Raw genomic sequence first — 12,693 nt, 5'->3', positions numbered from 1 at the left:
GGAAGCGTGAAAAGCAGAAGGAGTTGCGTGAGATTGCATAAAAAAACAGGCAAAAATGGTTAGCAAAATTGATACCATGCTGTTTGCCTGTTTTTCGAAAACTCGAGTAAGTATATCACCAAGCCAATGAGTCAGCCTGTTAAACTTCTTTTCTTCAACCTTGCAATTTCTTAGATCACATAAAATTGTGCTTGCACGTTTTGGTCTTTCTGTCATCAGGACGGGCCTGACGTTTACCACGACACGAGATAGCACCTCGTTTTTGAACGACACGTATCTGAAGTTGTCATTGTCATGCGTGTCTATAAAGGTCTCAAGGGCTTCCTTCAACGTGCCTTCAAGGGCAGAAGGGATGCCGGAGATGGTGCAGATATTCCTGAACGTCCGCAGCGCCTCCTCTTTCCTCTCTGACATGTACCCGGAATCAAGCAAACTCAGGGCCTGAGCGAACTTACGCTTATAGGCAGATGTTTCAGGAACTAAATCATATAGCTCCCCGACGAGTCCATTCTTCCTGATCTCAGGTAACAGAAACGATACTTCAAGCTTTGCCGGAGCAGATATAAAGTTATCGATTTCTTTATTTATCTTGATTTGAACGTTATCCTTTTCAGCAGTAGCTTTGACCTTGGTTATAAAGTCATCAACCTCTTTAATCTTATTGTTGCCACTGTTGACCAACAGGGCAAGAGAAAGAGCGCAGATCAATTTTTCATAAACATACCCCCTTCCAGATTCAAGGATAGTTTCTTTTTTCTTTTCTTGTTGTCCGTTGTTAAAACAGACTATGACGTTTGGAGGCTCTTTTTCGTTGTACCGAAAGCCTGAATCGTAGGCATAACGCCGAAAGACACGCCCCATACGTTGCACAAGACAGTCAAGCGGTGCAAGCTCCGTGTAAAGGATATCGGCGTCGATATCCAGTGAGGCCTCCACTACCTGAGTAGCCACGAGGATGACGCCCGTGGCATCGTTGCCTCCCCCTGGATTGGCAAAGAGGCCACCCTTACCCGCTATTTGGGCTTCAACATGCTGTCGCTTTTTTAATACGAACCTGGAATGAAGCAATAGCAGTGTTATATTGTCCGCTGCATCCAATTTCCCTTTAAGGCTTTTATATATACCCTGAGCCTTATGTACGGTATTGGCGATAACGAGCGTTCTGTGTTTTCCCCTTGCCTTTTGTATGACGTCAGCAATAATGCTATCGTCCTCAATATCGCCGGCTCTTATTGCCACTTTATGTTTGACACACATTACGCCGACATACTTGTCAATATATTTGTAGTGGGCTTTTGTTCTTTTTTCAATTTCGCTGTGGACAAAATCTGGCAAGGTAGCGGTCATCAGGAGGAACTTGCCACCGAGGACTGCAATGTCTTCGAGTAGTTTTACGATCATGGCTACGGCCTCGGGATTGTATGCCTGTACCTCGTCTATGACGAGTTTTGAATACAGGAGGGTTGCGTATATTTTTTCGTAGCCGGGGTATTTTAGGGTAGCCGGAAATATCTGGTCGCCGGTTGAGACGGTAGCCGCAAGGGAGAGGTGCCTTGCCATTTCAAGGATTTGTGGCCTCTCACCTTCCATAGCGTCGTGCTGAGGCTGCAGGTCATTGTAGTTGTTGTATCTTGATTTTTCAAGTATGTACAAGTCGGCATCCGAATGCAGGAGCCCGACGTTAGCCGTTCCATAGACGGCTTGGGTGCGGTCAAAGATGGAGTTCACGGCTGTTTTCAGTGGCAGGGTGAAAAACAGCTTTGAATCAGCGCCCCACAGATAGGCAAACTCCGTCTTTCCTGCCCCCGTGGGAGCCACAAGGATGATGCTGTTGCCATTGTCATCGTCGGAGAGTTCCTGTTGCTGCCAGGGGGTTGGTGTCTTTTTCAGTAGTCCTCTGAGGACATTAGTTCTGACGTGTGTGGCGTCTATCTCATTTTCGATTAGTTCATCGGTGTTTTCATCCTGAACGTAAGATGTGAAGTGATCGAGCCTCACTAGAAACCCAGATAGTAGGAGCCATTTTTTCAGATACGCACCCTGCGAGAAATTAAACGATCTCTGAAGAATAAAGTTGTGGCTATATGGCGGCACGACGTAGGCAAATAGATCGTTTCTATCTTTGAGGGTATGGGCTAAATCCTCGTTGAAGCCGATTAGTTCAGAGAGTCTTCTAAGATAGTCGTCGCCGGCGAAGTGTTCACTGAGGTTTTGCAGGAGGGCGGCTTTGTAGTCTTTGTTTTCAAGTAGGATGCTTGCGGTCCTTGTGAGTTCGCTGCTTAATCCAAAGAGCATCTGTTCAAAGTTGTCCCTCCAGTGGTGAAAGGCAATGGCCGAATATAGAATTTTTACGTCCTTGTCGTTTGTAAAACGCCCTCGTATCTTATCGTAATCCAGCCAGAAGAGGGAGGATATGCTGTGTGGTACGTTTGGCAATGGGATACGTGGCCTGTAGTGCCAGTTGCCAACGTTGAGCTGAAAGGTGGACGAGACCTTGCCCAGGTCATGCGCAAAGATGGCCACATCCAGGAGTTCAAAGAAGTTGCGGAATTCATCATTGTCAGGTAAATAAGGTTTAAATGCCTTCTTCAAAGACTCTGACTGTGTAAGCAAACCTTTGGTGTGACGGCTGAGGGTAATAGCGTGTTTGCTCTTTGCGAGGATGTTGGCTTTATTTGTCATTGCATTGCCCCAGTGTGGTTAATATGACCGGTGTATCTTCGTCCATGAGGAATGTCTGGCGTTTAAAGCTCAATCCCTCATAGAGTTTGACGTCAATGTAGTAGTCGAAGATGCGGACGCCTTCGGAGTTGATCTTATAAAATCCAGGGAGTTTAACCAGGTTACAGTTGAGGTTGCGGAAAAAGGCTTCGTATGATTCCTTGCTGGGGAGGTAGTGCGTGTTGACCCATGCCGGGGATGGTATCCATGTGTATGAGGGGATGGCGCTTGTCTTGTCTTCTTTGAGAGTAACGGTTGTGATGTCGTTGAAAACGAGCCAGTCTTCAGCACGTCCCAGGGAGATGGTGGAGGTTCTGTTGACGGGGTTTTCAAAGGCGGATTGGATCGTATCAAGCATGTTGTCGTCTCTGTGATGGATGTATATAGCGAGGTTGACGTTATCAAGGACGTTGATAGTGACGGGCATCTGCCCACCGGGGTGCTGGACGATACCGTCTAACGTCCTGCTTGCAGGGGAGCCAAAGCGAGCAACATGACTCTTTTTTGTGAGATTTCTGTACCAGATGTATTCCCTTGTCATTGATTCGTATGTACCGTGAATGGCCATTGAGAGGCCGGATCGGAGCGAGCTGAGGGTTTCATCCTGGTTATAGTCCTGCACGCCGGTTTTTAAGCCCATGAGGTTAGTCATCAACCCCTTGACCGTTGAAAAAGGTGGTATCGGATACGTCAGCAACCTTTGGTAACTGAAGTGTATGCGATAGAACGCAGATGGTTGGTGTATCTTAATCCGCAGAACTTTCATTGTCCTTTAAACCGAGGGCGGTTAAGAATTCATCCCATTGGTTTTGTTTGTAGCATTTGTCATCGGCAATTCCGTTGACGATGTCCTTTGGATTGTAAAAATAAACCATTTTCTTACCGGTTCCATTTGATACGATATAATGATTATCGAGTATGGCGTCAAAGAACTTACCCTGTTCGAGGTAAGAGTTAAAGAGCGGCACGGGTAGTTTTAAGCCGGCGGCTACGATGAATACAGGAACAATGCCATAGTTCTCTCCACTGGTATGGTATATGAGACCGTTCTTTATGACTGTGAGAATCTGTCTGATACGCTTGAGCTTTTCTGATTTAGTCAGTTCGAAGACGGCCATTTTTGCTTTGTCATCAGGTTTATCAATAATAGTAATCGTTCCAAGTGGCTTCTTTTGCTCATTCAACACTTTGTATGTTTTTTTAGATTGTGAGGACATATCACACTTAACACTAATATTGAAGGCACTTTTACTTTTTTTCTTCTTATTACTTTTTCCATCGGGGTTTTTAGATATTTTTTCCGAGGGGATTTCTTGTTCTTGCTGACTTTCAGGTTCGCTTTCTCCGGTTGTTTCCTTAAACACTCCTAAAATCTTCGCTATTGCCTGTCCGCTCTTTAGTTCGCTTTCTCCGGTTGTTTCCTTAAACAGCAGATCAAGACATCCGTTTTTATACTCATGTCCCTTAATTAACCACTCATCGTTTCCCATTTTTTCTGTATCAATTGTATAAGACACTTTAAAATATGAACAATGCTCCTCCTTGTTTATGGGATCAGGATTACTGCCACACCGCCTTGCAAGGTCATGATTGGCGTTGAACTGCATATCGCCTTCCCATATTTCACAAGCAACAGCCTTGGTTATTCCCACTGGTGATTTTCTTGTCATGGTTGGTTGTGTTGCGGTAAACATGTAACCAAACGCATCTATCTCCGATGAATTAAGTATATTGTTCTTTGTCAAATCAAATTGAACAACCTTCTTTGAGACAGCAACACTGGCCTCGGTCCAGTCTTCAGTATACATTTTGTTCAATGAGTTAAACAAGTAATGCCGCATGGCAACTCTGGAGATGTAACTAAATGTTTCATTGCCAGACCGAGTCATCTTTTTGATCGAAAGAATATTGCCGCCGATTTTTTCGTCTCTGTTTAACGCACACGCCTCGAAAATAACTGTAAGCGTAATTCCCTTAATGTTTTGATTGTCGTTGTTATTCATATCTGTCATCCTCCTTCTTTTTTTCTTTAATGAATCCACTTAGAAATGCGTATACACACGCCTTAAACATGTTGTCATCTATATCGTTTGGTTTTAGAACAGCAACTAGCTCCTGTGGAAACTTTTTGCCTCTTGTTGTGCACAGACGTAGTAACATGTGGATCACATTTTCTCTCTTACCCAATCTTGTTTGTTCAAGAAGGCGATAAATTATTGACTCCACAGACTTTACAAAGTCAACGTCCTTAGCTAGTGTTGCCCCCCTGTATTGCAATACTTCTATTAGCGTGTCTGTTTTTCGTGCCTTAATATATCCGTTAATTCCAGACAGCCTTTTCAATAATTCTTTCTCCTGATCGTTAACGCCCTGTTTTTTTCGTAATTCTTTTTCTACAAGGTCAAGCATGTCAAAAAGAGGGTAAATACTCTCATCACGCAAAAACATCTTAATGACTTTATCAACGTCGTCTATCCAGTCATGTACATTCTGTGGCAATATGTTTTCATAGAGTTTGTCTATAATTTCATTTATCTCTTCATGTGGTCTCATATATACTCCTGTTTTATCACTTGCCGTATCCTGGCATAAATTAAAGGCAGCTTGATTGACAGTTTTCTCAATGCGGTTATGTCTTTCTTTGTTATTTTGTCTAATCGTTTCAGATAACTGTCATTTGAGATCATATTGTTCATTTCATCTGTTGGTTCACCTTCGGAGATATCATTAAATGCGAAAAGTAGTTTACATAAACTATGAGAGAGTTTTATCAAATCATCAAAGTCACCGTTTAGTATCATCTTAAAGACGAGAGGGTCTCCTGCTTCATATATCAACGCTGCGATGCTCTTTTGATTGAGCACCTTTGAAATGTGCAAGGGAAGTGAAAAGTAAGATATATCACCGCCTTTTTTGATCACCATCTCAATGTTCATTAACGACCATGTTCCTAGCAGAGAATATATCCTCTGAGCTAACCCTAAATAACTTAATCCTAAAATTTTTCTTACTGCCATATCAGGTTGTCTTGACATCATCTCAGTTGCTATCTTGTTAATGTACCACATTATTTTAAATGACGGCGCATTTATAAACAACTCACCGGATGTTGTTCCTATAAACGGTAAATGATGATGCAATACGAGATATATACACAGGGGACACAGCTTAACAGATGTCTTCATATTCCAAAAAGCGTTAGGAAAATCAAATGATCCCCCAATATATGAACCGTGCATCATATTTAATCTACTACGGGTTTTTAGAAAAGCCCCGAAGTCTTGATTTGCATCTTTATCCGGGATTATTGAAAAAGGTTGGCAACAGAGATTACATGGTTCAGACACACCAGTTTTAAAACTATCACTGCTTAAGTATTGAACTAGCAATGATAGATTATGTTCATCCTTTGTTTTTGAACTTGGATTAATAAAGTTTGTATAAAGACTATTGCCTACGATTTTTAATCCCAGGGGTTTGTTTAGAACAGGGTTAACACGCACTTTATGGTAATGATAATAGCATTGTAGCGCCTTTGGCATGTTATCAGCGTTTTCTTTGGCAAACACTGACCTGTCTATTTCCACTGTCCCGTCGTCTCGGAGGTAGTTTTCAACGCTTACACCGGCGTGTTCCAATACCTTCAGGAAGCCGATAACGGATGCGTTGTAATACCAGTTGGATGGTAACAGCGTTAAAACGTCTGAATCACCGGTGTCGTTCAATCACCCCTCCGAATCCCAACCACACACGGGCGGGCCGTGGAAATAGTAAACACACCGATGTTGACGCTCATAAACTGGCGATGATACACAAAAAGGCAGCTTTTCAGTCTATCAGATACCCCTGTCCCCAATCTTTACCTCACAATAGAATCAATTAAAAAGTTATCCCCGAATATAATAAAATGATATGTTAATATAACTCTATTGTATAAAGCAACAAAATTTTTCTTCCTGCAAATATTTCTGTGATAAAAATAGTCACATGTTTGCAGCCAATGGCAAGTTGAATGGCGTTATTGGTAGGTTTTCATGCTTAACTTAATACCTATGTCCTTGACCCCGTACCCGTAAAAGTACTATACTAATCGGATTCGAGTTTTTTCGGGTATCAAAATTGCTCAAATAGAAGAAAGAAAGGGGCGGCTCCGCCCCCCTTTAGAACCCCCTGCAAGGGGGCCAGCCCCCTTGACCCCATTATTTTGTTAGTCAAATGTCATGCCTGAAAAAAAACTGCGTCATTGTCAGTATACGCAGTTTGTATTTAATCCAATCGAAATCCGCCATGATCCCAATATCTCTGAAATAATACGGATAATGTGCAACTTAACGTAAAAACGCTGTAAGAAACAACCAACAGGTTGACCACGGTCTCATTGTTCCTGAGATATTCTATAATCTTTACGTGTTTTTCAAATACGATGTTCTTAATGATTACACTCTGATTGGATATTGCAGTGTTATATAGCAGTAGCATCAAAAGAGGAAAAACAGGAATAAAATATCTCCCCTGAATTCCGTCTATTGAATTGGCTCCAACCGGCATCCAGAATAAATAACCGATTGTGCTAATCGCTAATATGGTCGAAAGCATGGTGCCAAATATTAGAATTTTTTTGACCTTTGATATAACGCACAGTTTATCTCTTTCAATAAGGGAAACAACTACAAGTACCATAAAATACGAGTATACGATAAATGTCGGCATAGGCGTATCCAGCCATCCCAGGACTCCGATTAGTTGATCTGCATAGAAATGACGTCTGATGAATGTATTTACAATTGTGCTACAATAGGTTAATGGATGCGAGAGGATAAAGTTCATCTGTTGATGGGCTGACATGTTGGGGGCATAACTAAGCGGTATCATCACTATGTCTCTCACTACGGATGACCAGAACGCCGCTACAGCCAGGTTGACCGAAATTAAAGCAATAAAGACGGACAAGTATTTTATGTGTTTGTATTTTCCGGCTTTGATGGTCTTCATTTTATCGACAGGAATCAGAAAAAATAGAAACAACATCAGGCCGTAACCTTGTTTTGAAAGAGACAGGAGTATGGATAGCGCACCCAGGATGAGCATATCATTGACTTTGATCTCTTTGTTGTTATCGCAGGTATAGCGAACGAACACTGAGATGATAAGAAACGAAATAGCGTTTGTGAAAGCGTCAGCAGAGAGTGTGGAGGCTATAAACAGAGACATGGGGGTCAGGGCCAACAAGAAAAACACCCGCTTCAAAATCGGAATGGTTTTGATGGCAAGAGCGACAAGACAAATCCATACGAGCAAATTAAATGCCCTGGCGACATAAAACAATAATATCGGCGAGAAGTTAAACAGTCTTCCGAGCATAAGACCCAATTGGTGTGGCAGGTATGGTATGGGACTGTAGGATGCCGTATTGGGAAAAGCCAAAAACACCCTTTGCTGACTATTAACGGGAAGTTTGAGCAAAGATGTAAAGTCGCTCAGAGTGAGTTTTTCATGCTGATTAAAATGGGCATCTACCGAAACGCCCATTGCAAAAGGATAGGGAATCCCTTTAGAGAGGCCCTTTGCAGTTGTCAGCAAGCTCTCAGGCAGGTAGCCTCCGATATAATCATACTCTACTTCCGCAACCATGCGACCTTCAGAAATCTGATAAGCCCTGTAAAAATGGGCGTATTCATCAGGGGACTGAAACGGTGGAACCAATAACAAAAACAGCACGCCAAAACAACTTGCGAAAAAAACAAAAACCCGTTCCGGATATTGTAACATCCAAAATGGTTTACTATCCTTGTCTTTCAATTCATTATTCTTACATTTCATGAGTTCTGATATTTACGTATCCTCTAAAAAAAGCATGGTAAGACGGGGTCAAGGGGGCTGGCCCCCTTGCAGGGGAGGTCTGAGGAGGGGGCGGAGCCGCCCTCCTTCTTTCTTTTACCATGCAATATAAATGAGGATACATATTTACGTTTGTTAATTTTAGCATACAGCGGCGTCAAATTGACAGGGTGCCAATTGCCTCATCTAAAATCTATGGCGCGTTTCGATTGCATATGATACAAAGAAAGGGGCGGAGCCGCCTCTTTTTCGCTCCAGGTCACCCCTTGTTGACCCCTTGAGGCGCCATAATGCTTAACCGGCCATCGTCACAGAAATATTTACAGGAAGCCTGATTTTTGTTGTTGACAAAGGCGCTGAGATATTTGTACCTTATATAGTATGTTTGGGATTGTAGTATTTCCTGGCAGCAACTGTGACCACGACTGCTACTACGTGGTAAAGCATGTGCTTGGCCGGCAGGCGACCTTTATCTGGCACAAGGACAGTCGTTTCGATGCCGATATCCGGGCCATAATCCTACCCGGAGGGTTTTCCTATGGCGACTATCTGAGGGCCGGGGCGCTGGCGCAGTTTTCGCCCATCATCAAGGCCGTCACCGAGTTTGCCCAAAGGGGTGGGATCGTTATCGGAATATGCAACGGATTTCAAATACTCCTTGAATGCGGGTTGTTGCCGGGGGCCATGCTGCCAAACAAGGACCTCAGGTTTATCTGCAAGTACGTCCATGTGTGCGTTGACAACGTCGGCACCCCCTTCACCAACACGTACTCACCAGGTCAGGTGCTGAAAATCCCCATCGCACATGCCATGGGCAACTACTTTGCCGAAGCCTCAGTTATCGAAAGACTGACCGCAAACAACCAGATTGTGTTCCGCTATTGTGACCAGGATGGCGCTGTCAGCGATAATGTAAATCCAAACGGGGCACTGCTAAACATTGCCGGCATCACCAACGAAACCGGCAACGTCCTTGGAATGATGCCACACCCCGAACGTTGTGTGCAAGACATCCTTGGCAGTAGCGATGGCCGGGCGCTCTTTGAGGCGATGGCCTCAAGTATGCTCCAACAATACACTTGATGGACATAAATAACACTCTGAGGTTGATCCCCTCTGTGGACAACCTCCTTAAGATGCCCCAGGCTCATGGGTGGTTGCGGGTGTACCGTAGACGCCTTGTGGTCAGGGCAATAGGCGATATCCTTGATGCCAGGAGGGGGGACATCCTGCAGGGCGGGACGCCGGATATATCCCCGGAATGTATCCTGTCTGACGTCGCTGATAAGCTGGCCGCCATTACTAACTGCCAACTCAAACCAGTCATAAACGCAACGGGTATAGTGATCCACACAAATCTCGGTCGAGCGCCCCTTTGTGCGGACGTCCTCAACAACGTCGTTGCCGTCTCAGAGGGATACTCCAACCTCGAATACGACCTCGATGCCGGCTCACGTGGCAAGCGATATGTCCACGTTCATCAACACCTACTGGAGCTGACCACCGCCGAAGATGCCATGGTTGTCAACAACAATGCAGCCGCCGTGTTTTTGTCTCTCAGTGCGCTGGCAAAGGGCAAGGAGGTGATTGTCTCACGCGGGGAACTGGTGGAGATAGGCGGCTCTTTCCGTGTACCGGAGATCATGGCACAGAGTGGGTGTATTCTCAGAGAAGTCGGCACTACCAACAAGACCCACCTGGCCGACTACGAAGATGCACTGACCCAGGATACCGCACTGATCCTCAAGGTGCATAAGTCCAACTTCAGGGTCACGGGTTTTACCGAAGAGGTTGATGTTGAGGTTCTCAGTGGTCTTGCCCGCAGGCGTGGGGTTGGTATCATGTATGATCTTGGCAGCGGCTGCCTGGTTGACCTCAGACCGCTTGGGGTACACACGGAGCCATCCGTGGCAGAGATAATCCAAAAGGGCGTGGGGGTTGTGACCTTCAGCGGTGACAAGCTCCTTGGAGGCCCGCAGAGTGGCGTCATAGTTGGCGAAACCAGATACGTTGAACGTCTGAGGCAACACCCGCTCAGTCGTGCGGTAAGGATCGACAAGCTGACCCTTGCAGCCCTGGAGGCAACCCTGATCCAGTACCTGGGCACCCCCGAGGCCGCCATTGAAAACATTCCGGTACTGAGGATGTTGTTCCAACCGCTGGAGACTATCCGCAGCAGGGCAGACAGGCTTGCATCCAGTCTCAAGGGGATGACAGAGGCTGAGGTGGAGGTCGCAGGTGACGTCTCACAGGTGGGAGGTGGGGCACTGCCCGGCCTTGAACTGCCAACCTGCGTGCTCAGGGTACGACCCCTGTCGATGACCGTTCAACAGCTACAGAGGCGGCTATCAAGGGCAACCCCTCCGGTTGTGGGTAGGATCAAAGACAACCATCTGTTACTTGACCTCAGGACAATAAAGGACTCGGAGATCGAGTACGTTAGCAACGCCCTGGAAACACAAGCAGGATTAAGAAGTTAAAAAAACAAAGCGGCGCTCTTACCAAAAGAACATTGACAGTACAAACAATACAGTCAGAGCTACCATTGTGATGGTTGTACCCCATGCGATCCAGTTAAATGCCCTTCCGTTTACGTAGTCTCCCATCAGGTCTTTTTTGTTGATGAGCATCAGCATAAAGACCAGCACAAATGGCAGCATGACACCATTGACCACCTGAGACATCCACATGACAGCGATAAGCGGGATTGTCGGCACCAGCACGATCATGGCGCCAATGACGATAAATACGGTATACAGAGTCATGAAGATGGGTGCATCACGGAAGCTCTTGTTTACGCCGGCCTCAAAGCCCATTCCTTCGCAAATGGTGTATGCCGTTGCCAGGGGTAGTATGGAGGCAGAGAACAGGGATGCGTTGGCCAGGCCAATCCCAAAAAGGATCGACGCATAGCGTCCGGCCATGGGTTGGAGGGCTATGGCAACGTCCTTGGCAGTTTCGACGTGGACGCCGGCCTTAAATAGCGTGGCCCCACAGGTGACAATGATGAACAACGCTATGATGTCCACCATGAAGCAGCCAAAGACCACGTCTATGCGGGATGCCCAGTAGGTTTCTTTTTTTATCCCCTTTTCGACCACGGAAGATTGCAGGTAAAACTGCATCCATGGTGCTATTGTAGTGCCGACCATCCCGATCAGCATTACAATGTAGGTCGTGTCAAAACTGAAGGATGGCCTGAGCATCTCCGTTGCCACTTGCGACCACTGTGGTTTTGCCATAAAAGCAGCCGGTATATACACCAGGTAGACAACGCATACGGCCAGAAAAATCTTTTCGACGACCTGATAAGTCCCCTTCACGACGAGCAGCCAGACAATCAATGCCCCTACGGGGACGGAGATATACTTGCTTATTCCAAACAGTTCGTTACTGGCGGCCCAGCCGGCGAACTCTGCTGCCGTGTTGCCGATGTTGGTCACGGACAGGGCCAGCATCAGCCAGAAGGTTATCTTGACACCATAATTTTCGCGTATGAGTTCAGCCAACCCCTTACCGGTAATCACTCCCATCCGTGAAGACATCTCCTGTACCACGATGAGCGCTATTGTTATCGGGATAAGAGACCACAACAGGGAATAGCCAAAGTGAGCACCGGCAAGGGAGTAGGTTGTAATCCCACCGGCGTCGTTATCAACGTTAGCCGTTATGATCCCGGGGCCTACGATTGACAAGAGTATTATAAAATTTCGCCAACGATTCGTCATAAAAATCTCCTTGCCGCGATACGGAGTTGACCTCTCTGACACAAAGAACCAGCGATACATAGTGATGAACATGGGGATGTGCATCGCCGAAGACATCTGGCAGGAGCGAAGAATCAGGCGAGCGTTTTATTAATCAGATTGACAGTAAACAGCCCCTCTCTTACAGATGTCGGCATACAGCCGGAACTCTATGTCCGTTTATAGGTCGGCCCTCACTGCCATCCATGGTTCTTATCTCCTATGAATTCTTTAATATTTAACACTAAAGCTATCGTACAAAAAGCAAGTCCCTAAAGTCAATAGAGCGAATTGCCTCACATAAAAATCGGGTAATAGTTCACCCCCCCAAGAAGTAAGGAAAGAAAGGGGCGGTTTGTGGCAGGGGTGCCTCACCCCCTCCGCTTCT

Annotated in this window: 9 protein-coding genes; 2 read left to right on the top strand and 7 right to left on the bottom strand. The window is 45.6% G+C overall.

What is annotated here, in order from left to right:
- From cas3 to HWQ67_RS05390, 6 genes are all read right to left on the bottom strand, one after another.
- The coding region (gene cas3, locus HWQ67_RS05415) for a CRISPR-associated helicase Cas3' (protein ID WP_218251632.1) at positions 1-2,682 on the bottom strand (2,682 nt) is incomplete at its 3' end.
- Complete coding sequence (cas5b, locus tag HWQ67_RS05410; protein WP_218251631.1) at positions 2,672-3,487, bottom strand: type I-B CRISPR-associated protein Cas5b; 816 nt, start codon at positions 3,485-3,487, stop codon at positions 2,672-2,674. The genes cas5b and cas3, both read right to left, overlap by 11 nt.
- On the bottom strand, positions 3,468-4,724 hold the full coding sequence (gene cas7i / locus HWQ67_RS05405; protein WP_218251630.1) for a type I-B CRISPR-associated protein Cas7/Cst2/DevR: 1,257 nt from the start codon (positions 4,722-4,724) through the stop codon (positions 3,468-3,470). The genes cas5b and cas7i overlap by 20 nt, the downstream gene beginning before the upstream one ends.
- On the bottom strand, positions 4,717-5,274 hold the full coding sequence (locus HWQ67_RS05400; RefSeq protein ID WP_218251629.1) for a hypothetical protein: 558 nt from the start codon (positions 5,272-5,274) through the stop codon (positions 4,717-4,719). Before HWQ67_RS05400 ends, cas7i begins: the two co-directional genes overlap by 8 nt.
- A complete protein-coding gene (locus HWQ67_RS05395; RefSeq protein ID WP_218251628.1) occupies positions 5,271-6,446 on the bottom strand; it encodes a hypothetical protein in 1,176 nt (391 codons plus the stop codon). Before HWQ67_RS05395 ends, HWQ67_RS05400 begins: the two co-directional genes overlap by 4 nt.
- 541 nt (positions 6,447-6,987) lie before the next feature.
- A complete protein-coding gene (locus HWQ67_RS05390; RefSeq protein WP_218251627.1) occupies positions 6,988-8,520 on the bottom strand; it encodes a DUF2142 domain-containing protein in 1,533 nt (510 codons plus the stop codon).
- A 420-nt stretch (positions 8,521-8,940) separates the two neighbouring features.
- Between HWQ67_RS05390 and purQ the strand changes: the two genes are divergently transcribed.
- Together purQ and selA are read left to right on the top strand one after the other, a co-directional pair.
- A complete protein-coding gene (gene purQ / locus HWQ67_RS05385; protein ID WP_218251626.1) occupies positions 8,941-9,642 on the top strand; it encodes a phosphoribosylformylglycinamidine synthase subunit PurQ in 702 nt (233 codons plus the stop codon).
- Complete coding sequence (gene selA, locus HWQ67_RS05380; RefSeq protein ID WP_255317131.1) at positions 9,642-11,039, top strand: L-seryl-tRNA(Sec) selenium transferase; 1,398 nt, start codon at positions 9,642-9,644, stop codon at positions 11,037-11,039. Before purQ ends, selA begins: the two co-directional genes overlap by 1 nt.
- A gap of 18 nt (positions 11,040-11,057) precedes the next feature.
- On the opposite strand, the gene HWQ67_RS05375 is transcribed toward selA, so the two are convergent.
- The gene (locus HWQ67_RS05375; protein ID WP_218251624.1) at positions 11,058-12,287 is read right to left on the bottom strand and encodes an Nramp family divalent metal transporter; all 1,230 of its coding nucleotides are present in this window, start codon (positions 12,285-12,287) and stop codon (positions 11,058-11,060) included.
- Between the last annotated feature and the right edge of the window lie 406 nt (positions 12,288-12,693).

Origin of the sequence: Candidatus Magnetobacterium casense (assembly GCF_019173545.1) — a bacterium.
GTDB lineage: Bacteria > Nitrospirota > Thermodesulfovibrionia > Thermodesulfovibrionales > Magnetobacteriaceae > Magnetobacterium > Magnetobacterium cryptolimnobacter.
Note: the sequence above shows the minus strand (reverse complement) of the source record. Positions and strands in the feature narration are given on the sequence as shown.

What these genes read in the sequence shown, in the direction of transcription:
- HWQ67_RS05375 (WP_218251624.1), bottom strand. Translation starts at nt 12,287, where the DNA reads ATGACGAATCGTTGGCGAAATTTTATAATACTCTTGTCAATCGTAGGC.
- cas7i (WP_218251630.1), bottom strand. Translation starts at nt 4,724, where the DNA reads ATGAATAACAACGACAATCAAAACATTAAGGGAATTACGCTTACAGTT.
- selA (WP_255317131.1), top strand. Translation starts at nt 9,642, where the DNA reads ATGGACATAAATAACACTCTGAGGTTGATCCCCTCTGTGGACAACCTC.
- purQ (WP_218251626.1), top strand. Translation starts at nt 8,941, where the DNA reads ATGTTTGGGATTGTAGTATTTCCTGGCAGCAACTGTGACCACGACTGC.
- HWQ67_RS05400 (WP_218251629.1), bottom strand. Translation starts at nt 5,274, where the DNA reads ATGAGACCACATGAAGAGATAAATGAAATTATAGACAAACTCTATGAA.
- cas5b (WP_218251631.1), bottom strand. Translation starts at nt 3,487, where the DNA reads ATGAAAGTTCTGCGGATTAAGATACACCAACCATCTGCGTTCTATCGC.